Origin of the sequence: Pararhizobium sp. DWP1-1-3 (genome assembly GCF_049896125.1) — a bacterium.
GTDB lineage: Bacteria > Pseudomonadota > Alphaproteobacteria > Rhizobiales > Rhizobiaceae > Pararhizobium.
This window is the reverse complement of sequence record NZ_JAFCTR010000010.1, coordinates 76,429-102,166: the sequence shown is the minus strand read 5'-3', so window position 1 is coordinate 102,166 and position 25,738 is coordinate 76,429. Positions and strand designations below refer to the sequence as shown.

Below are 25,738 nucleotides of genomic sequence, written 5' to 3'. Positions count from 1 at the left end.
ACGACAGGGGCAGATATGGACAGCGATTGGACCGGCACCACCGCCGCTATCGCCCGCCGGGATGTCTTGCGGCTCGGCGCCTGGGGCGCAATGTTGGGCATTCTTTCCGGGTGTGACATCACGCTTCCCAAACCCGGCGCCTGTCAACTCAGCCACCCGATCATCGATGTCCATTGTCACTTCTTCAATGCCGCCGACGTCCCGGTCGAGGGGCTCGTCCGTTACGTGGCGCTGAGGGAGACCAAGCCGGAGTTTACGCTGGCTCGCAGCGACGAGGAATATAAGCGCCGCCTTGACGCTTTCGTGGTTTTCATGGTCGTGGCACTCGGTGACCTGGCGCCGACGGCCAGGAGCGAGCTTGCCATTCTGGAAAAGCGGGCGACGCGGCCATCGGGTGAGACCATCAAGCGCCGCCGGGAGGAGCAGTTGCGAAAGGCATTCGAGACGCTGGCCGAACTCTCGCGCGGAGACCGGTCAGCCAACGAATTTTCGCTGCGCACGGTAACCGGCGCTCCTGATTATCAGGGGCTTTTGGACGAGTTTGCCGCCGATGCCGACCTGCCCGCAACCTTTCAGCGCAATGCCCGATCGATGACGCAGGTCGATACCAATGCTCTGGCGGCCGCTGCGCGCAGCCAGGGCAAGTTCAGCACCTATTTTTCGTTCGTCAGTCTCATGCAGGAATACCGGGAGGAACTGGCCCGCAATTATATTCGCATATTCGCGTCCAAATGCCAGATGTCACTGATCACGCCGAGCATTCTGGATTTCGAAAAATCGATCGGCGGCAAGGTTTCGTCGCAGCGCGAACAGGTCGATGTCATGGAAGAAGTCCAGCGCGTGATCACCAAATCGACCGGCATTCACATGCACAGCTTTGTCGGCTTCGATCCGCACCGCGAGGCGGAACAGCCGGACTCCGCCATGCGCAATGTCAGATATGCCATCCTGGAAAAAGGCTTCATCGGCGTCAAACTCTATCCGCCCATGGGCTTCAAGGCCTGGGGAAACGGCGGAAAGGTCGATGCGGCACTGGCGCGGCTCTACAATTGGTGCCGGAACAACGACGTTCCGATCATGGCGCATGCCGAAAACAGCATTGGAGCAGCCTGCGGCTATGGCAACCTTGCCAGCCCGAAATACTGGAAGCGGCTTCTTGATACCAACAAATACAACGACCTGCGTATCAACCTCGCTCATTTCGGTGCCTTCGACGAGGTCCTGCGGCCGGGACATCCGACGGGCGTCATGGTCTCCTGCAACGACGACAAGTTCGACGGCGCGCCCAGCTGGGAGGAGATCATCGGCGAAACGTTCGATCACGGACGACGCCCGCACTTGTTTGCCGACCTGAGCTATCTCAGCGAACTCGTCAGTAGTGACGACACCAAGCTTCAGGGAGATATTCGCAGCCTGTTGAGCGATTGGCTCGCAAAATACGATCCCAACGCCACCCAACTGATGTTCGGCACGGACTGGTCGATGATGGCGCTGGAAAAGAATTATAACAGCTATGTCAGCAAGATCACCGGCGAGTTGACCCTGGCAAATGTCAGCGCGCAGCACCAGCAGAATATTCTCTGGAGAAATGCCTCCCGCTATCTCGGCCTTGGCCGCCCCGGAAAAACCCGCAAACGGCTTTTCGAGTATTGCCACAAACACGATATGGATACGGACTGGCTTGCAAATTTCGACTTGGCCTGACACACCGCAAACCGGGTTCCAGCCAGTGCGCCAACCGGTTTTTACACCGCCGTAAAATCGTCAGCCGAAATCGGCGTTCCGCAGCCAGCATTGGCAAATCAACAGGACGCTGCGCCTGGACTTGAGGAAATGCGCCGAGCTCGATCTGATGGTGAAGGTGCACACCGGCGACGGTCCGGATTCGATCCCGACGGAGTTCTATCCGATCAACCGCGAGTGACCCGGAAAGGAGCGAGCGTTTCAAATGGCCGTCCTTTTCAACTGAGCCTACGTTTCCGTGCTTCTTCTTCAAGGAGGGCTGCTGCATCAAGCGCTAGCGGTCGCCTTTGCGGCGGAGATAGTCCAGATGGATCGGAAATTGGAATCGGTCAGGCGTGACGGCATCAGAACACCGGTCGTGTTCATTTCGTCCTGGCTCACCTCTCCATCTCCGTCATGATCCATCCGCTCGCTATAATAGACCGCCGGTTGCCCTGTATCGTCTAGCGCCATACCGGGTTTCAGAATCTCGTTGAATTTTTTAAACTCGTCGGCATTCAGCTTGCCGTCGCCGTCCTTGTCAAACTTTGCAAAGGCGTTGTTCAAAATTGTCCCGGGCGGGTTGGAATTATCAATCGACGTCACGATCGCAGTCCCTCAGGTGTGTGTTGTTGCGGTGCCCCGCTCGCTGCCTGCCGCCCCGAAGGTCGGGCACGGGTTTCAGAGAACAAAGCCGCCATCGATGGTCAGGCTTGTACCTGTCATATAACCAGCTTCTGCACTCGTCAGGTATGCAGCGAGAGCTGCGATCTCCGTGGGCTGTCCCACACGCCTCAAGGGGATCATATCCTTCAACGCCGACACCATATCGGCCGTCATGTCGGTTTCCGTGGGGCCGGGCTGGATATTGTTGACGGTGATGCGCCGCGGCGCGAGATCGAGCGCGATCCCCTTGGTCATCGCGGCGACCGCAGCCTTGGTCATGGCATAAACTGTACCGGCTGCAGATCCGGTTCTCGCTGCGGTGTTGCTTCCGATTGTGATAATACGACCACCATCCTTCATCTGCCGGCTAGCTGACTGGATTGCCAGGTAGACACCACGCACGTTAATGCCAAGCGACAGATCAAGGTCTTCAACCGGGAAATCGGTAATCGACCCCATCTTGAGAACACCAGCATTGACGACGGCCACATCGAGGGTGCCGTATGTCGAGACGGTCATCTCGACAGCGGCGCGGATGTCGACCGGATCGGCACTGTTCGCCCGGATTGCGATCGCAGACCCCCCGTGGCTTGAATGTTGGCCACGACATCTGCGGCCCTATCCGGGCGCGAAACATAGGTCAAGGCCACCTGAAAACCATCGGCTGCCAAGCGTTGCGCAATCGCGGCGCCAATGCCCCGCGAACCTCCGAACACCAGGGCTGCTCGGCTGTGATCTTTCCTATCCATTGTGGTCTCCATCAGGGAATGAGCAGAAGTTTGCCTGTAGTCCGGCGGCTTTCCATATCGTCATGAGCCTTGGCGGCTTCGCTGAGGGGGTAGGTGCCGCCGATGTTGACCTTCAAATCGCCACTCTCAATCCAGTCGAACAGTTGTTGGCTGTGGGCGCACAGCAGCTCGGTCGTATGGATGTGATCGAAGAAGGTGGCGTAGCCAATCTTGATGCTTTTCGGCAGGCTCATGATGTCAAGCGGTCCCGGTCCGCCAAGTACTGGCCCGAACCAGCAAAACGTACCGGAGCGACGAAGAGACTTGAGTGAGCCGTCGAAGGTTGTAGGGCCTGAGCCGTCATAAACGACATTCACGCCTATCTCGTCGGTCAGTCGGAGAACCTCGTCTGCAAAATTCCCGTCGCGATCGACAATGACGTGGTCCGCACCGGCTTCACGCGCGATCGCGATCTTTGCTTCGGAAGAGACACGGCCGATGACCGTGCCACCGCGTAGTTTGATGATCTGCGTGAGAAGCAGGCCAACACCGCCGGCAGCGGCATGGACAAGCGCTATATCGCCCGGTTGTACGGGGTAGAAATCGGTCGCAAAATGACTGGCAGTGAGGCCCTGCATCATTACCGCCGCAGCCGTCCGGTCATCGATGCCGTCGGGTATTTTCACAAGTGCGTCCGCGCGCACTGACACCTGTTCGGCATAGCTGCCGGGTTCATAAACCCAGGCGACGCGATCGCCAGGCGCGATTGTGTCGACGCCCTCGCCGACAGCGATCACGCGGCCTGCCCCTTCCACGCCGAGGACCTTTGGGTTTGGTATCGTCGTCCACGCCATACCCTGTCTCACGCCGATATCCATGAAATTTACACCTGCGGCAGCGGGCTCCACGATTACTCGTCCTGGTGTAACTGAGGGCACATTACGATCGACCACTGCCAATTGGGTTGAAGATCCAATTCCGTTCATGACGACTGCCTTCATGATCATTCCTTTCTTGACTGCTTATTCCAGAATTGAGCAAAAATTTTTGCGGTCAGGTTAAAGCGCGAAGCGCCATCATACCCAGTGATTTGAGATGGGGACGATCGGCGCCGCCCCGCCCCGCAATGCGGATCGCTGCGACATTTGCAAAGAGGAAGTCTGCTGCGTCTGCGACTGACAGAGAGTGATCGATATCACCGGCGGCTTGCGCTTCCGCGATCCGCGAAATCGCTGCCTGCTTCAGCCGGCGGTCGGCGACCTGTTGCAATGCTGAGAGTTCCGGACGGCTCTGACCGAACTCGCAGATTGATCCGATACCAAGGCAACTCTGCTCAGCGGTCTCGACGACGCGGTCCAGCATGGCTCGAATGCCATCCATCGCGTCTTCTCGACTCCTTAGGGCTGCTAGATGCGCGTTCGTCTCTGAAGCGGCGTAGTGCTCGACCGCCGAGCGATAAAGCTGCCATTTATCTCCGAACGTATCGTAGAGGCTTTGGCGACCAATCTTCATAGCGTCAACGAGCATTGCCGTCGAGGTGCCCTCAAAGCCATGTTCACGAAAAACACCGATTGCGGCATCAACGGCTGCTTCTTTGTCAAACTCTTTTGTTCTTGCCATAAGGCCGATATATGAATTCTAGACTGAACAGTCAAGATTGGAGCAGGAAAATTCAAATCTGTACAAAATCCGCTCGCTAAGTATAAATAAACGTTCTATCGCAAGCGGTTGGGAGAGTGATGCCTTCATCAATGACGTGTCGCTCGTTCACATCCTTTCAAGGCGAGAGACGCGCACATAGGCTGCGTTGCTGAATTGCGATGAGATCCAACTTGTGGCACTACTCCGCCACGCCGCGTAGTGCACGGATGATTTCCTCAGCGAACATCGTGGCGGCGAGGCCGTGGTTGCGCTTTTCACGCTGTACGAGCGAGAGGACGTTCTTGCCGATCGTTCGGTCCCGAATCTGCACGTAGGTCAGGACGCCATTGCGTTGTTCTTCCGCGACATCGAACCTGCTGAGAAATGCTATGCCATCACTGGCTGATGCCAGGGACTTCATCGCCTCGATCGAATTCGCTAGGAAGGCCGGCTCTACCGAGATGCCCGCCTCGGCAAAAGCATTGGCGACAATACCATGGATCAGCATCGGCTTGTCAGCAAAGATTAACGGGTATGGCTGGCAGGCAGACAATGGAATGGACTCCTGTCCTGCGAGTGGATGCTCTGGTGATACCACCGCGCCAAGCCGCGTGTCCATTTTCCAAAGTGTTTCCAGTTGCGGGACAGACGGAAGATTGAAAGCGAGGCCGAGATCTGCCTTTCCGTCCAGTAGGGTCTGCACGATATCGTGCACGAACATCACCCGGATCGTGATTTTAAGTCTCGGGTGACGCGTGGCGAAATGCGCTGCAGTCTTCGGCACGATGCCGCCGGCCAGCCCGCCCATCGTGGCGATAATGATCTCCGCTTTGGAGGGTCTTCATGTCGCGGATGTCGGCCTCTACCTGACTGAATTCCTTGATTGTACGGCGGACATGGGCAACAAGAATTTCCCCAGCCGGTGTCAATCGCAGTCCACGCGGCAGGCGCTCAAATAAGGGTTCGCCGATCGCCTCCTCCAATTGAAGGATGTGCTTGTTGATTGCAGACGGTGCTACATTAAGCCGCTCACCTGCTGCCCGGATCGAACCGCAGCGTGCGACTTCGTCGATGTAGCGCAGGACCCGTGAATGCAGCATGGGTGATTTCCACCGTTCTCAAAAAGCGTACGAACTGCGCGGAAAATACTGCTTTTCGGAAGCAGTGCAATCCTTTCTTATCCTCCACGGAACCTGCGGAACATGCCTGGCGCTTGCTAGGAATGCCGCTGGATAGAGTGGAGGAAAGACTTGAACACATTGGAAGCTGCACATTACGACAAGGTGCGTGCGATATTCGATATCCTTGAAGGTCGAGGCGAGGCGGACCTTCTTCTAAAGAACCTGAACATTCTCGATGTTCATGGAGAGACCGTCTATCACGGCTCAATCCTTGTCTATGACAAGCGCATCATCGCGCTCAATCCTGACGAGGACATACTGAAGGTCAAGGAAGTCTTCGACGGTCAGGGTCTATACGCGATACCAGGTTTGATCGACGCCCATATCCACTTTGAATCCCAGCTGGCGCATCCAACGGCTCTTGCAGAAGCCATGGTGCCCTGTGGAACGACGACCATATTTGCCGAGTGCCTGGACCTCCTGAGTGCGGCTGGCGAGGAGGGTGCGAAGGCGGCCGAAAAATTATTTCAGGACTATGATCAGCTTCCTTATCGGCTCTACGCCTTCGCGCCAGGCAAGAAGACATCCGCTGCAGTCACCAAGGCGGTTCTGGACATGGAGCCCGTCATTGGGCTCGGCGAGTTTGAGCACTTCACCTACAGCTCCGGCAGCGACGACGACTTCCGTAAGGCGTCCTGGGTGCGCGCCAAGGGCGGCTTCATGAACGGCCATTGGGGTGTTACTGCACTCTCGGACATGATGCTGAACTACCTGCCGGCCATTGGTGTTTCCAACAATCACGATGTCTGGAACGAAAATGATATCGAAAAAAGCATCCGTTACGGTTTCCCGACCCATATCAAATTCGGGGTCGGCTCGAGCGAGGTGATCAAGGTGCTTCTGAGCGCTATTGTCGACCGCAAATGGCCGACCGATAACTTCATGCTCTGCACCGACAACATCTCCATCGAGCGCCTGCTGACCATGGGTCACATGGATTGGATCATCTCTCTTTGCGTCGAGATGGGCATCAACCCTATCCATGCGATCAAGATGGCGACGTATAACACGGCGCGGTCCTTCCATATGGAAGACCAGCTCGGCTCGCTCACCCCGGGCCGTTTCGCCGATATCGTTCTGACGGACAGCCTTTCGAAGATCAATCCGCTCTATGTGTTCAAGGATGGCGAGTTGGTCGCGAAAGACCGCATGCTCCTGAAGAATGCCGAGATCAATTATTCCGGCATGTGCAAGCAGGGTGTACTGGGGCTCAATGACCTGACCCCGGAGCAACTGGACCTCGCGCCGCTGGAGATCTCCGCAGATGGCACACAAGCAAAGGTTCTCCTCTTCGACGTCTACGGCCGCGGTCACGCCAGGTTTTACCAGGAGGTCTGGGTATCGCTGAAGGACGGAAAGGTCGTGGCAGAGCTGGACGGTGTGAAACTCAGCCGTATGTCGGTCGTCCAACGCTATGCCGACGGCAAGCGCCATGTGGTCAACGGCCTGTTCAAGGGGGTGCATGTCGATCGCGGTGCGGTCGCCACCTTCTGGCCGGCGCCGAAGCCTTACTTCGTTGTTGTCGGCCAAGACAGCGCGGAAATGTGCCATTGCCTTGAGCGGGTGGACAGTTTCGCTGGTGCTTGCGTCGTTACGGAAAACAAGACGGACAAGGCGGTCTTGCCACTCGACATCTATGGCGTCATGGCAAACATGAACGTATCCGAGCTGACATCCTTGACCGCCGCTATCGATGCCGCGCTTGAGGCACTCGGCAATCACAACAAGGGAGAGCCGGTCGTAAACAAGCTGCTCAGCCTGTTCATCTCGCTGCATCGGTTCCGTTTCATGGTCTGATGGCGGCGGGAACGATATCGCCGGCAGGTGCGGGGAGCACCTGCCGGAAGAGGAGCAAGTCTTGAATTAAAACAGCCGGCTTATGCCGGTGAAATGATTGCAGGAAAACTTGCATAAAAATGAGGGGGGACAATGAATGGCACATAATGCGGCAGAGGCCGAAATCGTCGATACGGGCAGTCTGGTCCGGCGATGGATCATGTACGTGATCGGTATTTACATCCTGACCTTCGGTGTCAGTCTGGCGATCCGCGCCGGTATCGGCATATCACCCCAGAGTAGTATGACGCGGACGATGACCCTGGTTTATGCGCCGCTGAGTCAGGGCACCTACAATTTTATCCTTGAACTGATCATGCTTTTCCTGACCTATCTGGTCTTGCCCAAGGATTTCAAGCTCAAGAACTTCGCATCGCTGATCCCGGCATTCGTCCTGGCGGCTTGCCTTGATCTGAACTTGAAGCTCACCGAGTTCATCCAGCTCGACGTCTACCATTGGAAAGTTCTGCTCCTTGTCGTCGGCGACGCAGCACTCGCCTTCGGCCTGTTCCTCATGATCCGTGCCAATCTTGTGCTGATGCCGATCGACATGTTCGTCAACACGATCTTCAAGCGAACCGGTTGGAAATGGGGCAACATCAAAACCGGATTCGACTGCACGCTGCTGGTCACGTCGGCCTTGATTGGCTTGGCTTTCCTCGGCGAGATCAAGTTCATCCGTGAGGGCACGATCCTCAATGCGATCCTGGTCGGCCAATACATCAGGCTCTATTTCTTCCTGTTCAAGAAAATCAAGGCACGGAAAGTGATGCCGAGAACGGAAGGCCTGGAATTCCCGGTCAAGTAGGGGCCTGGACCAAAGAGCAAAGAGGGCCGGCGAGTTTCGCCGGTCCTCTTATTGGCTGGCGAAAATGATGTAGTAGACAGTGGCGACCGGACCAACAAGAGAATCCATCAGGGCTCAGGGATCGATTCACACCGACATCCGGTGCTGAATAGAGGCGCGTTAACTTCGTCCGTCAACTTCGTTGGCGGACTCGCATGCGCCACACCTATCGGCAACGCGTCGATCATCTAAGCGCGGTGGGATACAGCGACAGCTATCTATATCGTATCAAGGCGATAGGTGTGTTCGGCCAAGCCCGCGATCTACCTCGCTGGGGCTATCAGCTCTGGCAGATATCGCGTCAACTTGGAATAATGTGATACGCTTGACTGACAATGTCCGTTAACTGCCAAGCGAACGCCCGAGAAGCGCGCGTGGCATTACAAGACGCTACGCGGCTCTCGCAAATGCGATGATCGCACTCCGGCGAATATGCGGAGCCGAACAGAGCGCGGGCATCGCAATGCTATAGCAGAGGAGTGTTTTCGATAGACAACCAAACGCAATCACCATTGGAGGACGAGAGCCGACAACTTGAGGATAGCGTATCAGTCGCCATTGTCCTTTTGGCCGCCGGTGAGGCTAGCCGCATGGGCAAAGGGAAAGCGCATAAGCTTCTCGCGGAATTTGACTGCGTTCCGCTCGTTCGCCGTGCCGCGTTGGCTGCGCTAGGCGCTGATGCAGTCACGGTCGTTGTTGTCACTGGACATCGCCGCGCCGAGATCGAATCTGCACTCTCCGGCCTTGCCGTGATATCAGTCGAAAATTATAATTACGCATCGGGCATGGCAAGCTCGCTGATCGTTGGCTTCGAAGCCGCAAGCGTGAACACTCCGCAAGGCGTACTCGTCATGCTAGCCGACATGCCGTGGGTAACGACTGCGGACCTTGACGCGCTGATTGCCGCATTTCGGTCCTCATTGGGTCAGGCGGTGGTGCGCGCTGTTTCAAACGGCAAAGGTGGAAATCCGGTCATCCTGCCACGTTCGTTAGCCGATGCGGTGTTACGCCTTGTTGGCGATGTCGGCGCGCGGCACATCGTTGAGATGTCGGGACTGCCTGTGATCGAAGTCGATATCGGAGACGCAGCACATATGGATGTTGATACCCCTCAAGATGTGATCGAGGCTGGCGGTGTCTTACGGGCATAAAGACCCTTGCCTACGGTGAAAATGCGGAGCTCTTGAGACCAAGGTGTAGGATTCTCAGCAGTCAAAATTTGTAGTGACTGCCCCATACAGGACAACTCGGCGATTTTGATTGGCCCGACTGCCATCACGGCAACTCGGTCCGCTTTAAGCCAACCTGCGATACAAGCTCTCAATCGCGAAAAGAAAACGCGGCGCTGTCGGCAGCCCATGCCACAAACGCCACCTTCAGTCGTTCTGCTGCGGGCGAGAGGCTGTGATGGCGCCGCTGCAGTAGCGAAACGTCGCGCATAACGAGGGGATCGACGAGGTCGATGGTCTTTACCTGTACCGCCGATGCCAGCTGGCTTGAGTTTTCCGGTAGGACAGCGACGCCCATACCGGCGGAAATCATGCTGATGGCGGTGGTCGAGAACCGAACTTCGTATTTCGGCCGGAAATTCGGTACGACGCGGATGAGATTGTGCTCGACAAGGTTGCGCAGGGGGTTCGTGGCGGCAAGAACGATTAGGTTCTCGTCCTTCAGCTCTGCCCAGCTTACTGACCGTCGCTTGGCAAACCGGTGATCTTCCCGGCAGATGAGCATCAGCTTGTCTCGCAGCAGCGGGGTCGCGGCGATTTCCGGATCGTCCTCCGACAGGGTGCCCACGGCGATATCGACCTCGTTTCGCTTGAGTGCCGGGGTGATCGCCTCTTCGGGCATGTCGCGGATGTTCACGGATATTTCGGGATACATGCGCAGGAACCGCGCGATAATGGGCGGCACAATCGTAGCGGCAAGGACGATCGCAGCGGCGATGGTCACCTGGCCCCGCTTGAGTGAGGCGTTGTCTCTGATGTCGCCGACTGCCAGTTCGAGATCCTTCAAAATCTTGCGGGCCTGCGGCAGAAATTCCTGCCCGACGTGCGTCAGGCACACCATTCTCGTATGGCGGTCGAAAAGACGCGCACCGATCTCTGCTTCCAGATCCCGGATCAGGATGCTGACCGCCGACTGCGTCAGATGCAGGCCGTTGGCTGCAAGGTTGAATTGACCGAGCTCGGCCACTGCGATGAAGGCCCGCAGTTGCCGCAGGGTAATATTCATGGATGCGCCATCCCTCCGTCGAACACGTCGCCTGCGTGCCCACCAACAAATGCTGCCGCAGGCGCTCCTGTCTAGCCCGCAAGAGCGGGTTGTTCGAAATGGTCCACTATCTTTCCCGCCATAAGCAGCCCCAGTTCGTCGAGGCGGCTGCGGTCGGGCGGCAATTCGCCGAGGATCTCTCCGTGGAACATTACGAGAATCCGGTCGCAAAGCGCGAAGAGCTCTTCCAATTCCGTCGAGATCAGCAGGATGGCGCGGCCGCTGTCGCGCTGCTTCAGCATCTCCTCCATGACGAATTCCATAGCGCCAATGTCGATGCCGCGCGCGAGTTGGTTCACGAGGATGAAATCGGGGTTGCGCGCCAGTTCGCGGGCGACCACCAGCTTCTGCTGGTTGCCGCCGGAAAGGTCGCCAATCCGCTGGTTCTCGTCGCGGGATTTGACGCGGAAACGCTTGATGAGGTCGCGGGTGTGTTCGCCGATCGCACCCCGGATGAGCATGCCGCGGGCGGCAAAGGGCGGTTGGTTGTAGCGCTGGAGAATGGTGTTTTCGCTGAGTGAAAGCGACATGACGATGCCGTGCTTGTGGCGGTCTTCCGGAATGTGGGAAAAACCGCTGGCATTGATGCGGGAGGGCTCCAGCCCGGTGATGTCTTTGCCGTTCAACATGACGCTGCCGGCATCGACCGGCAACAGGCCGGAGAGCGCCAGCGACAGTTCTGTCTGACCGTTGCCGGAAACGCCGGCGATTCCGACGATCTCGCCGGCGTACACATCGAGACTGACGCCGCGCACGGCGGTAAGCCCAGTCTCGCTGCGGCAGGTGAGGTTCTCCACTGACAGCACGAGTTTGCCGGGGGCGGCGGGGCGGCGGGGAAGCTCCATGCCGACGTCTCGCCCGACCATCATACGCGCAAGCGCCCGCGCATCCGTCTCGGCGACGTTGACGGTGTGCACAACGCGCCCGTCACGCATGACGCTGATACGGTTGCTGACGCGCATCACCTCGTCGAGCTTGTGCGAGATGAAGACGACCGTCTTTCCGTCCTTGACGAGATCGCCCATCAGCGCGAGCAGCCGGTCCGTTTCCTGGGGCGTAAGCACGGCTGTCGGTTCGTCGAGGATCAGGAGGTCGATGCCGTGAAATAGGACCTTAAGGATTTCGACGCGCTGTTGCTCGCCGACTGACAGCTCCTTTACAAGCGAGCCCGGACTTACGTCCAGCGCATAGCGGTCGCTGAGTTCGCGGATCTTCGCATGGACCTTGTCCATGTCGTTGATGACCTTGAGGGCCGATCCCTGGCCGAGGATATAGTTCTCCGCGACGGTGAGGTTGGGCACGAGCATGAAGTGCTGGTGCACCATGCCGATGCGCTGGCGGATCGCCTCGCGCGGGCTGTTGAAGCGCACGGACTGGCCTTTATACACGATCTCGCCCTCATCGGGCCGCACCATTCCGCAGATCATGCTCATCAGCACGCTCTTGCCGGCGCCGTTCTCGCCGAGCAGCGCGTGGATCTCGCCCTCCTCGATTTCCAGCGACACGCCGTCGCTGGCGATGATCGAGCCGAAGCGCTTGCGGATATTGTCTATGCGCAGGAAGGGTTTGGGGGACATTTTCATCACCTCATGTCGTAGGGTTGGCCGAGCTTGCTCGGCGCTGCGCCCTTGCCACGGACCACGACGAGCGTGACGATCGTCATGATGTAGGGAAGCGCCTGCAGGACCTGGTAGGGCACGACGATGGACGCCTGGGCCTGGAGCATGAGCTGCAGGGCATAGAAGAGACCGAAGAGCAGCGAGACGAAGAAGGCCCCGACCGGCGACCAGCGGGCAAAGACAACCACGGCAAGCGCAATGAAGCCGCGCCCGGAGGTGATGCCCTCGACGAACTGGTTGGAATGGCCGAGCGTCAGGAACGCGCCGCCGAGCCCCGCAAGCCCGGTTCCGACCATTACAGCGGCGTAGCGGTAGCCGGCGACGTTTCGGCCGGCTACGTCGACGGCCTTGGGATGCTCGCCGACAGCGCGCAGAGTAAGGCCGAAGGAAGTGCGGTAGAGGATGAGCGTCGCGAGGATCGCGACGAGGACCGTCGAGTAGACGACAAGGTTCTGGCGGAAGAAGGCTTCGCCGAGGAAGGGGAGGTCGCTGAGCCAGGGGATGTGGATGGGCTGTGCGATCTCGATGCCCCTGCCGGTAGAGACATAGTAGGTGCGGAACAGGAAAGCCGTCAGGCCCATGCCGAGCAGGTTGAGTGCCGCGCCCACCACGATCTGGTCCGCCTTGATGGTGATCGTGAAGAAGGCGAAGACCAGCCCGAACAACATGCCGCCGCCGATGCCTGCGAGAAGCCCGAGCAGGATGCTGCCGGTTGCAAAGGCTATCGCGAAACCGCAGAACGCGCCGACGAGCATCGTTCCTTCCAGCCCGATGTTGAGCACGCCGGCGCGTTCGGAAAAGACCTCGCCGATCGAGGCGAAGATCAGCGGCGTGGCAAGCCTCCAAGCAGCGCCAAACAGCGTCGCCAAGAATGTGAGAAACATCATGTCGTCCATTGAACAGGCCTTTCAGGAATCTCGCATAAGTTTTTGTTGTCCCGCAAAGCCTCTGTCTGCATTGCGGAAGTTTCCATTCTTTCAAGCCACGATCCTGATGACGTCGCGGAACTTGGCGAAGGCGACGACCGACAGGATGACCATGCCCTGGATGACGAGCACGAGGACCTGCGGCACCTGCGAGGTGATCTGGAGGACTTCCGAACCCGACCGGAGCGTCGCGAAGAGCCCGCCCGAGATGATCGCCGCCAGAGGATTGTTGTTGGCAAGGAGTGCGACGGCGATGCCTTCGAAACCGTAGCCCGGCGAGATGTTCTGGTAGAGCCGGTGCGTGACGCCCGCCACTTCGAAGGCGCCGGCCAACCCCGCCAGCGCACCGCTGATACAGATGGCGATCATCACGTTGCGGCGCACGTCCATGCCGGCATAGCGCGCCGCATGCGGGTTGAGGCCGACGACGCGGAGCGCAAAACCCCGGCTGCTTCGTTGCAGGAAGATGTAGAGTGCCACCGCTAGAACCACGGCGACGAGGATGCCGATATGCAGCCGCATGTCCGAGACGATCCGCGGCGTCCAGGCCTCGCGCACCAGCCGTGCCGATTGCGGATAGGCAGCACTCGCGTCCTTCATCGGTCCGGTGACGAGGTAGCTCGTCAGAATGATGGCGATGTAGTTGAGCATGATCGTCGTGACGATCTCGCTTGCTTGGAAGCGCACCTTGAGATAGCCGGCAATGCCGGCCCAGGCAGCACCCGCCAGCGCACCCGCAAGCATCACCAGCGGCGCGTGCACCCAGACGGAAAGCCCGTCGATGCTGGTGCCGACGAAGGTGGCAGCGATTGCGCCGACGTAAAGCTGTCCCTCGGCGCCGATGTTCCAGATGCTGCACCTAAAGGCGACGCAAAGCCCCGCACCAATAAGAATGAGGGGCGTCGCCTTCAGGAGAATTTCGGCGACCGAGCGCGCGTCCTGGAAGGAGCCGAAGATCATGACGGTGACCACATCGGCGCCGTTGAAGCCGTTCAGCCACAACAGGGCTGCTCCGAACGCGAGGGCCATCAGGACCGCCGCGATCGGGGTCACGGCGCTGATTGCGGCTTGTGATAGCATCCTGTAGATGACGTGGGTTGCTTGAGGAGACATGTGCTCCCGCGCTTCCTGGTTTACATGTTCCATGATAGGTCCGGAAGTTGGTGTGGCGGCGATGCTTCGCTGCGACCGGACGGGGCCGGTCGCAGCGAAAGCCTGTCACGGCGAGTCGGTTTTGATCTCGCCGGCTGCGATCTTGGCGCTGATCGCGGTGACCTCCGCGCGGATGTCTTCCGGCACTGACACCGGCCCGTCATCGCGGAAGGTGAAGGAAATGACCTTCGGATCCTTCAGGCCGAAGACGACGTTCGTCGTCGGCGGGTTGCCGTCGCGGATCGAGCGCACGATTTCCATCACGCCCTGCGCATAATCGGCGACGTAGAGGCCGAGAATGTTGTTCGGGGCAACCGGTGTGAAGTCGCTGAAGATCGAGAAGCTGCGCACGTCCGGACCGGATTCGGCGATCGCCTGATAGCCGCCGACGGTCGCGCCCGAGGCATTCGGAACGACGAAATCCGCCCCTTGAGCGATCATGCTGAGCGCCGCTTCCTTGGTGGCTGTCGTATCGGTGAAATTGCCGATGTAGGCTTCGCTGATCTGGAAGTCGGGATTGATGCTCCTGGCTCCGTTCTTGAAGCCGGAGAATGCCTGTTGGATAGGCGGGATTTCCATGCCGCCGACGAGGCCTGCCTTCTTACCCATTTTCGCGGCGATGACACCCATCAGATAGAAGGGCTGGCTGGTATCGGTATTGAGCCCAATCACATTGCCTTCGTGGATGCTGCTTGACGAGATGAGGAAGTAGGTGTCCGGATAATCGAGCGCGACTTCGAGCGCGGCATCCTGGAATTCGAAGCCGTGGCCGAGGATGACTTTGTAGCCCTGGCTGGCATAATCGCGGAACGCCTTTTCGAACGAGGCAGGGTTCTGCTGAAGCTCGACATAGCTGATCTTGGCGCCGAGCTGGCCTTCCACCCCTTTCAGCGCATTGTAAGCGATCCGGTTCCATCCCTCTTCCGAAACACTGCCCGGCACCAGAAGGCCCATCTTGAAGTCTTCGGCCAGCGCGGAACTTGGCCAGATCATGCCGGCCAACGTCAGTCCAAGAGTGGACGCAAGCAGCAAACGCCGTGAAATTGCGGTCTTCTTCATTTCATTCCTCCCATTAGATTGCAGTCTCAATCCCCCCGGAGCCGCTGTTCCCTTATGCGTTCTCCTTCAGGTGGATATTTCCCGTGGCGCTTTGCGAGACAAGGCGTCCCTTCGAAAAGACAAAGGCACGATCCGGCCCGCCGGCAACCAGCGTGTTTGTGTCGATGCAGTTGGTGACGACGAAGTCGGCGCGCGCACCGGCGCGAAGTCCATAGTCCTTGCCGAGCCCCATCAAGCGGGCTGGCGCCGTAGTGATCATGCGGTGGGCGGCGGCAAGCTCGTCGCCGCGCAAGTGCCCGGCAAGCAGCGTCCAGCGGGCAATCTCGAGCATGTCGCCGGAGCCAGTCGGCACGAACGGGTCCTGGATATTGTCCGAGGCCGTCGCGATTGTGACGCCGGCCCGGTGCAGTTCGGCGACGCGCGTCAGGCCGCGCGGCGGCAGCATCTCGTAGTCGCGGCCCTGCAGGTAAAGGTTTGCGGCCGGAAGTGTGACGACGCCGACGTCAAGCGCAAGGATGCGCTCGACGATGCGCTGGAAATCCTGGCGGGGCAGGGCGCTTAGCACGGAAACATGGCTGAAGACGGTGCGCCCCTGCATGCCGAAACGCTCGACCCTGTCGAGGGCGGCATCCAGAAGCTGGACACCGGCATTGAGGTGTTCGTCGAGATGGAGGTCTACCGGCTTGCCGGCCTTGACTGCGGCGGAGAACAGGATGTCGAGATAGCGCGGCGGGTCTTCGGAAACGGCGGGCGTTCCGCCTACGGCATCGGCAAGCGCCACCGCGCCATCGATATTGCGGTCCAGCCAGTCAAAGTCCTGCCCCGGATGCGGCGTCATAAACGCGACGAGCTGAAGGGTCATACGATCCTGCGAGCTGCCCCGTATACCTGCCAGCGTCTCGATGCCGTAAAAGGCAGCGTCCTTGTCGACGTTGATATGGCTGCGAATGGCGGTCGTGCCGCGGGAAAGACATCGCTCGATGGTACGCGTGGCGCGCTTGTATATATCGTCCGGTCCTGCGGTGCGGGCATATTTGGCAAAGGCCTCGCGCGCGCCCTGAAGGGTTCCGGACGGATTGGGTGTGAAACGCAGAACCCCGGTCTTGTCCAGGTGCTGGTGTGCATCGACGAAGCCCGGAGAAACCAGCATACCGCTGATATCGACGCAGTCGCCGCTGGAGGCACGGTCGATGAGCGGTTCAACGGCGATGATGCGCCCGTCGGCCCCGATGACGATATCACCGATCGATTGCGTCCCGTCGTCATGGATGACGGTTCCGCCCGTGAGTGCAAAGGACCGACCGGCGGTCAGGTTTACGAGTGACGCAGTTGGATTGTCCCTTACCATTCGTCCCCACCTTCTTCTTGTAGTCAGCGCAAAGTAAACACGCGCCTTTAATTAAAACAAATTCATTATTTCAATGCTTTAATGAATTATTCGTAATAATCGCGAATCAAGCAAGCGCCGTCTTTCCATGCCGCCGGAGGGGCCGGCGGGTGAAAGGTTACAGCCGTTCAGTGCCGGTATTGCGGTTCTTGCGCGTCGAGTTGCCGGCGAACTGCGGCGAGATGGGCGCGGGCTGAACCCGCGTCGCCCTCACGCATCTGGCGGTAGGCAGCCTCCGCGATGGCCGGATCGACGGGGGAAACCGTGCGGCCGGTGGACATGGCAAGCACCTGCACTTCCGCCGCCCGCTCGAGATAATAGAGATCGTCCCAGGCCTCGGCGATCGATGGTGCAAGCACCAGCACGCCGTGGTGCTTCATGAACAGGATATCCGCATCGCCGACAGTCCGCGCGATGCGCGCTCCTTCGCGGTGATCAAGCGCCAAGCCGTTGTAGTTTTCGTCCACGGCGGTGCGGCCATAGAATTTCAGTGCTGTCTGTCCGGCCCAGATCAGCGGCGGGCCATCCGTCATGGAGAGCGCGGTCGCATAGGGCATGTGGGTATGGAAGGCCACCTTAGCGCGCGGCAGGCGCCGGTGGATTTCAGCGTGGATGTAGACGGCGGTTGCTTCCGGCTCGCCCGCGCCGTCGATGACGCTGCCGTTAAAATCGCAAACGAGGAGTTTTGAGGCTGTCAGCTCGCGGAAGGCATAACCGTAGGGGTTAACGATAAACAGATCGTCGTATCCCGGCACGACTGCCGAAAAGTGGTTGCAGATGCCTTCCTCGAAACCATTGCGCGCCGCCATGCGGAAGCAGGCGGCGAGGTCTTCCTTCGCGGTGCGAATGGCATCGCCGGAGAGGTCGGGGCGGTTGGTCCGGGCGGCTTCGAAGGGATTTTCGGCGCGGGCTTTCAGGGCATGAGCCATGGGTGCTCCTTGTCTGGTTTGGCTGGGAGCGGCGGCTGACCTGGCAGTGCCGGTGCCGCGCGCAGCAAGAGCCATAAAGCTCGCTGCGCCCTGCCTGCCCGCGCACCGCGCAGTCCAGCAGCGTCATCAGATAGCGCCGAATTTTTTGCGCGGTCAATGCACGGATTTGAGGAGGAAGTCGCGGAAGCGCCGTGCGGCGGGCGAGAGCGATCGCGCCCGCTTCTGGATCAGGCTGACCTCGCGCTGGATATGCGGTTCGGTCGGCGTGCGCACTACCAGTCCCATCGATGTCGCCAGCCGAGTGACCGCCGAAGTCATGATGGCAACACCGAGACCACCTTCGACCATGCCGATAATGGTCAGCGGCAGCGCCACCTCCTGCATCGTCTTGTCGAGCGGCAGGACAATGCCGTTGCGTGCCAGCTCGCTTTCAAGCCGCTCGCGGATAGGGTTGCCGCGTTGCGGCCCGATCAGCTTGCGGTCGGAGAGGTCGTTCCAGCGGAGCTTTGGAAGTTTGACCAAAGGGTCTTCAGGGTGCAGCACCACCAGAAATTCGTCAGTCATCAAACGGGTGCCAACAAGATCGTTGTCCTCCTCCGGCACAGTTCCCAGGCCAAGGTCCACGGACCCATTGACGACGTGCTCCAGCACGACCTTCTCGGCAACGTCATGAAGCGCGACGGTAATTTCCGGATAGAGCTTGCTGAATGCATGGACCAGTTGCGGCAGCAGCAGGGCGGCCTGCACCGTGCCCGCCGCAATCGAGACCTTGCCGCGGCGCAGTGCCGTCAGCTCTAGCGAGCTTTCAACCATGCCCTCGATATCGGCCACGGCGCGCGCTGCAACCGGCAGGATATCTGTACCCGCCTCGGTGAGGCGCAGCAAGCGCGTATGCCGGTCAAAGAGGCGGAGGTTAAGATTGGTTTCGAGTTGCCGCACGAGCGTGCTCACCGCCGATTGCGATGAGCCGAGTTTGTCGGCAGCCAATGTGAATTGCCCCAGATTGGCCACGGTGACGAAGGCCCGAAGTTGCTTCAGCGTGATGTCCATGTCGCCCTATTCATTCAGTTATTAGATGAATAAATATAATTATGCTGATTGTTTACTGATTTGGCCAGCCGCATGATCCTCCTCGTACGGCGTGCGGTGACAAACATGAGGCCAAGAAGCCCCCCACCGCGCCGGAACGCTATTCGCTGGGAGGAAAGCGGATGTCCAATCCTGATACGACGGATTCCGTCGAAAAGATTTATCCCGTTCCGAGCCTTCTGGCTCTGGGCCTGCAGCACGTTCTCGTCATGTATGCCGGCGCGGTTGCCGTGCCGCTCATCATCGGCAGTGCCTTGCATCTGCCGAAAGAACAGATTGCCATGCTCGTCAGCGCGGACCTGTTCTGTTGTGGTCTCGTGACCATCATCCAGGCGGTCGGCATCGGCAATGTCGGAATTCGCCTGCCGATCATGATGGGAATTGCCTTCACCGCAGTTCCGTCGATCATCGCGACGGGCACCAACCCGGAACTCGGAATGCCCGGCATCATCGGCGCCGTCATAGGGTCCGGCATCTTCACGCTGTTCGCCGCACCCTTTTTCGGCCGATGGGTGCGGTTCTTTCCGCCCATCGTCACCGGCACCGTCATGCTGATCATCGGGCTGTCGCTGATGCGCGTCGGCGTGAACTGGGCGGCCGGCGGCCAGCCAATGATCAGGGGGCCGGAGGGTATGATCCCCAACCCGGCTTACGGCGCGCCCTTCGCGCTCGCCGTGGCTTCGATCGTGCTCGTCGCGATCCTGCTTTTGACACGGTTTCTCAAGGGCTTTCTCTCCAATCTTGCCGTGCTGCTCGGTATCGGCGTCGGTTTTGCAATCGCGATTGCGGCGGGCAAGGTCAGCTTCAACGGCGTGGGCGATGCCGATTGGGTGCAGATCATACAACCGCTTGCCTTTGGATGGCCGATCTTTGAGTTCTGGTCGATCTTCTCGCTCTGTGCCGTCATGACTGTGATGATGGTCGAATCGACCGGGCAGATTCTTGCCGTCGGCGACATGGCAGGCCGCAAGATTTCCCAGGCGGATCTCGCACGGGGCCTGCGAACGGACGGCGTCGGCAATATCATTGGCGGCATTCTGAACACGTTCACCTACACGACCTATGCCCAGAATGTCGGTCTTCTACAGATCACCGGCGTCATGAGCCGCTGGGTGGTGGCGACGGGCGGCGCCATCCTGATCTTGCTCGGCTTGCTGCCGAAGGTCGCCTTCATCAGTGCGTCCATCCCGAGCTACGTGGTGGGCGGTGCGGCGATCGTGATGTTCGGCATGGTCTCGGCCACCGGCGTCAAGATCCTCGCCAAGGTGGATTTCACCAACAACCGGCGCAATCTCTATATCGTCGCCGTCAGTGTCGGCCTCGCCATGGTGCCGGTCGTCGCGGACAAGATCTTCGATCAACTGCCGCAGGCAATGGAGAAGTTCTTGCACAGCGGCGTGCTCGTCGGCACCTTTGCCGCAGCGCTCCTCAACATCCTCTTTAACGGAATCCCCGCGAAAGAGCCTGATGAGACCGAGCTCAAGAATGGAGCTCCGGCGGCCGACCTGGTCTGAAGAACACCAAAATAGTCCGGCGGCGCGGAGCCGTGGGAACCCCGAAGCAAAGGAAATCTCATGAGACGCTTTGAATACCATCGGGCGGAAACGCTGGAGCATGCCTCCCGTCTTCTTACCGAACTCGGCGACGACAGCTTTCTGTTTGCCGGCGGAACGGACCTGCTGGTCGAGATTAGGGAGCGGCTGCGCCGTGTGCGCAATGTCATCGACATCAAACCCATCCCCGGCCTTTCCGATATTACCTATGACGAAACGCGCGGCCTCACGTTTGGCGCGCTGGTAACCGTCGGCCGACTCGAGCGCCTGCCGCTGGTTTGCCAGCGCTATCCAAACCTGCGCGCGGCCTTCGCCTCGCTCGGTTCCATCCAGGTGCGCAACCGCGCCACCGTCGTCGGCAATATCTGTCGTGCATCGCCCTCGGCCGATTCGACCCCCCCGCTGATCGCCGACGGCGCCTTCGTGCACATCTACAGCCGCACGAACATGCGGGTGGTTCCGCTTGCCGAATTTTTCACAGGCCCGGGCAAGAGCGTGCTCGCCAAGGGCGAGATCGTCACCGGCATCACCGTGCCGCCGGCGCAGGATAATAGCGGCAAGGCCTATCTGAAACATGGTCGCCGCAAGGCAATGGAACTGTCCACCGTCGGGGTTGCCGTCAGCCTCACCATGGAGGACGGCCTCTGCAACGATATCCGCATCGCGCTTGGCGCGGTGGGCGCGACCGTGCTGCGTGCCCCCGAGGCAGAGGCGATGCTGCGCGGCACTTCCCTCGATGCGGCAACGGTCAAGAACGCCGCGAACAAGGCAATGGAGGAGTGCACGCCGATCAGCAACGTGCGCGCCAGCGCCGATTATCGCCGTGACATGGTGGGCGTGCTGACCGGCCGCGCCATCAAACAGGCACTGGAGGCTTTCGCATGAAACGGATCGTCGAACTCACCATCAATGGCGAGGCGCGAGACATGGCGGTGGATACCTGCTGTTCGCTGCTCGACGCACTGCGCGACGATGTCGGTCTCACCGGCACCAAGAAGGGCTGCGACGTCGGTGACTGCGGGGCCTGCACCGTGCTGGTCGATGGCGAGCCGATCAATGCTTGCCTGATGCTCGCTGTCGAAGCCGAAGGCCGCTCCGTTGAGACCGTCGAAGGGCTCCAGCCTAGCGTCGATACGCTGCATCCGTTGCAGGATGCCTTCATGCGGCACGGCGCCTCGCAATGCGGCTTCTGCACGCCGGGCATCCTGATGATGGCCAAGAAGCTGCTCGCCGACAATCCGCGTCCCACCGACGAAGACATCCGTTTCGGCCTAAGCGGTAATATCTGCCGCTGCACCGGCTACACCAAGATTTTCGACGCTATCAAATCCGCCGCGCGCGAGATGGAGGCTGCAACATCATGAATATTACGATCCCTATCGAGAAACGCGATTTCAAGATCGTCGGCAAGAGCGTTCGCCGTGACGACGTGCTGGAAAAGGTGACGGGCGAGGCCGAGTATACCGGCGACGTCAAGCTGCCCGGCATGCTGTACGGCAAGACTAAGCGCGCGACCGTCGCCCACGCGCGCATCAAGAGCATCGATGTCAGCAAGGCGCTCGCCTGTCCCGGCGTCAAGGCCGTGCTGACGCATGAAAACGTGCCGCGCGTCCTGCATTACGGCTCGCCGCATCCGCGCTCGGCCTCCTGCACCAAGGATCAGTATATCCTTGACGACAAGGTGCGATTCTGGGGCGAGGGCGTTGCCGTCGTTGCTGCCATCAGCGAGGAGATTGCCGACGAGGCGCTCGACCTGATCGAAGTCGAATACGAGCCCTTGCCGGCCGTTTTCGAGCCGGAAGACGCGGCCCGGCCGGGCGCCCCGCTGATCCACGAAGTAGGGCCGGGCGGCAACCTGGTGCTCGATCCGGTACGCATCAATCGCGGTAACGTCGAGGCCGGTTTTGCCGAGGCGGACTTCGTAATCGAAGGCACGTTTTCCGGCGGACGGCCGCATCCGGCCTATATGGAGCCAAATGTCTGCATCGCGGACTGGGACGGCTCCAACAAGCTGACCTTTTGGACCTCCACGCAGTCCTCCTTCATGGTACGTGGCATCCTCGCTGAAGTGCTCGGCCTGCCGCTCACCAAGGTGCGCGTGCTCGTCGACCACATGGGCGGCGGTTTTGGTGCCAAGCAGGACTGCTTCCAGCACGAATTCCTGTGCGCCCTACTCGCGAAAGAGACGCGCCGTCCGGTGAAGATGGAATTCACCCGGCACGAGACCTTCGTTGCCGGCCGCGCGCGCCACCCCTGCAAGATCTGGCTGAAACAGGGTTTCAAGAACGACGGCACGCTCGTCGCCCGTGACATGAAGCTGGTCTACGACTCGGGTGCCTACGGCTCGCACGGCCCGGGCGTGACGATCGTCGGCACCACTGCCGCCACGTCACTATACCGCTGCAAGAATGTGCGGCTGGAAGGGCGCTGCATCTACACCAACACGCCGATCAACGGCGCTTTCCGTGGCTATGGCGTGGTGCAGAGTTATTATGCGCTCGATATCCAGATGGACGAGGCCGCCGAACGGCTGGGCATGGACCCAGCGGAGCTTAAGCTGAAGAACGTCGTGCGGGAAGGCGACATCGCGCCGTCGGGCCACCCGATCCTCGGTCATGGGCTGGAAATCTGCCTCCAGCACGGCATTGACGTGCTCGACTGGAAGACGCTGCGCAGCCGCGACCGCACGCCGGATCCCAAACAGCCGCACATTCGCATCGGCTGGGGCATTGGTTGCGAAATGCACGGCTCGTCGGCCTATCCCGGCATCAGGGAACAGGGCAACGCCACGGTGAAGGTCAACGAGGACGGCACGGTGACGCTGCTCACCGGGGCCGCCGGCCTCGGCACGGGCGCGCATACCGCGCTGGCGCAGATCGTCGCGGAAGAACTCGGCGTGCGCTTCGAGGATGTCGGTACCATCCATGGCGATACGGATGTGGTGCCGTGGGATATCGGCGCCTTTGCCAGCCACACGACCTATCTCGTCGGAACCGCTGCGAAGATGGCCGCCGGCAAGGTCCGCGACGCCGTTCTGGAGCGGGCGGCGATGAAGCTGCTGGTCTCGCCAGCCGAGATCGATCTCAGCGAGGGCAAGGTCTTCCTGAAATCCGACCCCGCCCGCTTCATGACCGTGGCAGAAGCGATGGGTCCCTCTCGCGGTATCCCCGCCGCCAACATCGTGGCGAACGGCACCTACGAGCCGACGAAATCCTATTCCTTCGCCGCGCATTTCGCCGAGGTGCATATCGATACGGAAACCGGCATCGTCGAGGTCAAGCGTGTCATACCGGTGCACGATGTTGGCCGGGTCATCCATCCGATCGCGGCGCAAGGTCAGATCGAAGGCGGCATCCAGCAGGGCATCGGCCACACACTGACTGAGGACTACATCATCGACAAGAAGACCGGCCGTTCGCTGAATGCGGGCCTCGTCGACTACAAGATGCCGCTTTCGATGGACATGCCGGACATCGAGACGATCATCCTCGAAGCAGCACCTGATCCGGGCGGCCCCTGGGGCGCGAAGGGGGTCGGCGAAGACCCGATCATCGCCATCGGCCCGGCCATCGCTAACGCCATCCACGACGCTATCGGTGTTCGGTTCCACCACTATCCAATCACACCGGAAGACATCCTGAAAGCCTTGAGGGAGAAGAAGGCATGAACATGCATATCGAACCTGCGACCCAGAAACTCCCGATCACGATCCTGACCGGGTTCTTAGGCTCGGGAAAGACGACGCTGCTCAACTACATCCTCACCGAACGCCACGGCCACCGCATCGCGGTGATCGAGAACGAGTTCGGCGAGGTGGACGTCGACAGCGACCTGGTGCTCGCCTCGGACGAGGAAATCTTCCAGATGCAGAACGGTTGCATCTGCTGCTTCGTCGACGTGCGCAACGACCTTATCGACGTGATGAAGAAGCTCTTGAGCCACAAGGACAAGTTCGACCACATCATCGTCGAGACTTCCGGCCTTGCGGACCCGACCCCCGTCGCCACCGCCTTCTTCGTCGATCGCAGTGTCGCCGATGAGGTGGAGTTGGATGCCGTCGTGACGCTCGTGGATGCAAAACACATCGACCAGCACCTATACGACCCGGTGCTGGATGGCAGCGACAACCAGGCGGTCAACCAGATCGTTGCGGCCGACCGCATCATCGTCAACAAGATCGACCTTGCCGACGACGAGGCGCTCGGCTCGCTGGAGAGATCGCTGCGCAAGCTCAACCAGACGGCGCCGATCCTGCGCTCCAGCTACGGCGTCGTCGACCTTTCCAACATCCTCGGTGTTAACGGCTTCCGGCCGTCCTACGTGCGGGAGCGCGCGGAAATCCTCGATATCGACATGGACGACGACCACGACGCGCACGGCCACCACCACGACTGCCACGACGGGGCCTGCGACCACCAGGACCATGACCATGTGCACCATCCTGACCACGGCCACGTTGACGGTAAAGGCCACGCGCATACAGCCGCCCTGCGCCCGCACAGCCATGACGCGACGGTAAAATCCCATTCCTTCGTCTATCCGCACTCCTTCGACGGTGAGAAGCTCGCCACCTTCCTGAAAGACTATCTCGGCGAGCGGGGCGACGACATCTTTCGCACCAAGGGCATCGTTTCGGTCGCAAATGACGACCGCTTCTTCGTGCTCCAGGCGGTGCACAAGCTGGTCGATTTCCGCCCGGACCACAACTGGGGTGAGGACGCACGGAAGTCGAAATTCGTCTTCATCGGCCGCAATCTCGACCGTGACGGCATAGACCGAAACTTGCGGGCATGCCTGGCGGCCTAGCGGCGCTTCTCCTGCGGCGCACCGCCTGCGCAAGTCCCTCGGTCCGGAACCGCCCGCGCACCTTCCCGCGCGGGCGGCCGCTCTTGTTTTCTCAATAATAGTATTTAAAAACATATACTTAACTAACATTTCCGGTTGACACCCCGACGGAGATATGGTTCCTTTGACACTGAGTAGAAGCACCGACAATTGCTCATCGTCTGTTGGAAGATGAGGCCGTGATGTCGATGCTTACTGCGAAAGGAAATACTTGTTGGTCGCGACTGCTCCGCAGCCGCCACGCCAGCGTTCCTTCCCCGTCATCGACATTCCCTGAGATCGCG

At 59.8% G+C, this 25,738-nt stretch carries 22 protein-coding genes and 1 pseudogene; 9 read left to right on the top strand and 14 right to left on the bottom strand.

Annotated elements, in window-relative coordinates; genetic code table 11:
* The first annotated feature begins 15 nt into the window (after positions 1 to 15).
* On the top strand, positions 16 to 1,704 hold the full coding sequence (locus tag ACP7BS_RS19825; RefSeq protein ID WP_426239490.1) for an amidohydrolase family protein: 1,689 nt from the start codon (positions 16 to 18) through the stop codon (positions 1,702 to 1,704).
* 306 nt (positions 1,705 to 2,010) lie between these two features.
* Here the strand turns inward: ACP7BS_RS19825 and ACP7BS_RS19820 are convergent, their stop codons facing one another.
* The 6 genes and pseudogenes from ACP7BS_RS19820 to ACP7BS_RS19795 form a co-directional block, all read right to left on the bottom strand.
* Positions 2,011 to 2,289: an EF-hand domain-containing protein gene (locus ACP7BS_RS19820; RefSeq protein WP_426239489.1), complete on the bottom strand. Its 279-nt coding sequence runs from the start codon at positions 2,287 to 2,289 to the stop codon at positions 2,011 to 2,013.
* Positions 2,290 to 2,403: 114 nt separating this feature from the next.
* Positions 2,404 to 3,137 (bottom strand): annotated as a pseudogene (locus ACP7BS_RS19815) (SDR family oxidoreductase).
* Positions 3,138 to 3,148: 11 nt separating this feature from the next.
* Positions 3,149 to 4,117, bottom strand: a complete 969-nt coding sequence (locus tag ACP7BS_RS19810; RefSeq protein WP_426239488.1) for a quinone oxidoreductase family protein — start codon at positions 4,115 to 4,117, stop codon at positions 3,149 to 3,151.
* Positions 4,118 to 4,169: 52 nt separating this feature from the next.
* Positions 4,170 to 4,736, bottom strand: a complete 567-nt coding sequence (locus ACP7BS_RS19805) for a TetR/AcrR family transcriptional regulator (protein WP_426239487.1) — start codon at positions 4,734 to 4,736, stop codon at positions 4,170 to 4,172.
* A 220-nt stretch (positions 4,737 to 4,956) separates the two neighbouring features.
* On the bottom strand, positions 4,957 to 5,565 hold the full coding sequence (locus tag ACP7BS_RS19800) for a LysR substrate-binding domain-containing protein (RefSeq protein WP_426239486.1): 609 nt from the start codon (positions 5,563 to 5,565) through the stop codon (positions 4,957 to 4,959).
* The gene (locus ACP7BS_RS19795) at positions 5,495 to 5,857 is read right to left on the bottom strand and encodes a LysR family transcriptional regulator (protein WP_426239485.1); all 363 of its coding nucleotides are present in this window, start codon (positions 5,855 to 5,857) and stop codon (positions 5,495 to 5,497) included. The genes ACP7BS_RS19800 and ACP7BS_RS19795 overlap by 71 nt, the downstream gene beginning before the upstream one ends.
* Before the next feature lie 150 nt (positions 5,858 to 6,007).
* Between ACP7BS_RS19795 and ACP7BS_RS19790 the strand changes: the two genes are divergently transcribed.
* The 3 genes from ACP7BS_RS19790 (at position 6,008) to ACP7BS_RS19780 (ending at position 9,772) form a co-directional block, all read left to right on the top strand.
* A complete protein-coding gene (locus tag ACP7BS_RS19790; RefSeq protein WP_426239484.1) occupies positions 6,008 to 7,735 on the top strand; it encodes an amidohydrolase family protein in 1,728 nt (575 codons plus the stop codon).
* Between the two features lie 136 nt (positions 7,736 to 7,871).
* On the top strand, positions 7,872 to 8,582 hold the full coding sequence (locus ACP7BS_RS19785) for a YczE/YyaS/YitT family protein (RefSeq protein WP_426239483.1): 711 nt from the start codon (positions 7,872 to 7,874) through the stop codon (positions 8,580 to 8,582).
* Positions 8,583 to 9,178: 596 nt separating this feature from the next.
* Positions 9,179 to 9,772, top strand: a complete 594-nt coding sequence (locus tag ACP7BS_RS19780) for a nucleotidyltransferase family protein (RefSeq protein WP_426239563.1) — start codon at positions 9,179 to 9,181, stop codon at positions 9,770 to 9,772.
* Between the two features lie 169 nt (positions 9,773 to 9,941).
* On the opposite strand, the gene ACP7BS_RS19775 is transcribed toward ACP7BS_RS19780, so the two are convergent.
* From ACP7BS_RS19775 to ACP7BS_RS19740, 8 genes are all read right to left on the bottom strand, one after another.
* On the bottom strand, positions 9,942 to 10,856 hold the full coding sequence (locus ACP7BS_RS19775; protein WP_426239482.1) for a LysR family transcriptional regulator: 915 nt from the start codon (positions 10,854 to 10,856) through the stop codon (positions 9,942 to 9,944).
* A gap of 71 nt (positions 10,857 to 10,927) precedes the next feature.
* Positions 10,928 to 12,472: an ABC transporter ATP-binding protein gene (locus tag ACP7BS_RS19770; protein WP_426239481.1), complete on the bottom strand. Its 1,545-nt coding sequence runs from the start codon at positions 12,470 to 12,472 to the stop codon at positions 10,928 to 10,930.
* Positions 12,473 to 12,477: 5 nt separating this feature from the next.
* On the bottom strand, positions 12,478 to 13,410 hold the full coding sequence (locus ACP7BS_RS19765) for an ABC transporter permease (protein WP_426239479.1): 933 nt from the start codon (positions 13,408 to 13,410) through the stop codon (positions 12,478 to 12,480).
* Between the two features lie 81 nt (positions 13,411 to 13,491).
* Positions 13,492 to 14,553: an ABC transporter permease gene (locus tag ACP7BS_RS19760; protein WP_426239478.1), complete on the bottom strand. Its 1,062-nt coding sequence runs from the start codon at positions 14,551 to 14,553 to the stop codon at positions 13,492 to 13,494.
* A 105-nt stretch (positions 14,554 to 14,658) separates the two neighbouring features.
* Entirely contained in the window at positions 14,659 to 15,651 is a 993-nt protein-coding gene (locus tag ACP7BS_RS19755) for a BMP family protein (RefSeq protein WP_426239477.1), read from the bottom strand.
* Positions 15,652 to 15,703: 52 nt separating this feature from the next.
* The gene (locus ACP7BS_RS19750; protein WP_426239476.1) at positions 15,704 to 16,999 is read right to left on the bottom strand and encodes an amidohydrolase family protein; all 1,296 of its coding nucleotides are present in this window, start codon (positions 16,997 to 16,999) and stop codon (positions 15,704 to 15,706) included.
* A 167-nt stretch (positions 17,000 to 17,166) separates the two neighbouring features.
* On the bottom strand, positions 17,167 to 17,967 hold the full coding sequence (locus ACP7BS_RS19745; RefSeq protein WP_426239475.1) for an aldolase: 801 nt from the start codon (positions 17,965 to 17,967) through the stop codon (positions 17,167 to 17,169).
* Between the two features lie 153 nt (positions 17,968 to 18,120).
* On the bottom strand, positions 18,121 to 19,017 hold the full coding sequence (locus tag ACP7BS_RS19740) for a LysR family transcriptional regulator (protein WP_426239474.1): 897 nt from the start codon (positions 19,015 to 19,017) through the stop codon (positions 18,121 to 18,123).
* Between the two features lie 161 nt (positions 19,018 to 19,178).
* On the opposite strand from ACP7BS_RS19740, the gene ACP7BS_RS19735 reads away from it, so the two are divergent.
* From ACP7BS_RS19735 to ACP7BS_RS19715, 5 genes are read left to right on the top strand one after another with little or no spacing between them, the layout of a single operon-like run.
* A complete protein-coding gene (locus ACP7BS_RS19735) occupies positions 19,179 to 20,570 on the top strand; it encodes a nucleobase:cation symporter-2 family protein (RefSeq protein ID WP_426239473.1) in 1,392 nt (463 codons plus the stop codon).
* A 60-nt stretch (positions 20,571 to 20,630) separates the two neighbouring features.
* The gene (locus ACP7BS_RS19730) at positions 20,631 to 21,494 is read left to right on the top strand and encodes an FAD binding domain-containing protein (RefSeq protein WP_426239472.1); all 864 of its coding nucleotides are present in this window, start codon (positions 20,631 to 20,633) and stop codon (positions 21,492 to 21,494) included.
* The gene (locus ACP7BS_RS19725) at positions 21,491 to 21,973 is read left to right on the top strand and encodes a (2Fe-2S)-binding protein (protein WP_426239471.1); all 483 of its coding nucleotides are present in this window, start codon (positions 21,491 to 21,493) and stop codon (positions 21,971 to 21,973) included. The genes ACP7BS_RS19730 and ACP7BS_RS19725 overlap by 4 nt, the downstream gene beginning before the upstream one ends.
* Positions 21,970 to 24,276, top strand: coding sequence for a xanthine dehydrogenase family protein molybdopterin-binding subunit (locus ACP7BS_RS19720; RefSeq protein ID WP_426239470.1), 2,307 nt, complete (start codon positions 21,970 to 21,972; stop codon positions 24,274 to 24,276). The genes ACP7BS_RS19725 and ACP7BS_RS19720 overlap by 4 nt, the downstream gene beginning before the upstream one ends.
* On the top strand, positions 24,273 to 25,415 hold the full coding sequence (locus tag ACP7BS_RS19715) for a CobW family GTP-binding protein (RefSeq protein WP_426239469.1): 1,143 nt from the start codon (positions 24,273 to 24,275) through the stop codon (positions 25,413 to 25,415). Before ACP7BS_RS19720 ends, ACP7BS_RS19715 begins: the two co-directional genes overlap by 4 nt.
* Positions 25,416 to 25,738: the final 323 nt, after the last annotated feature.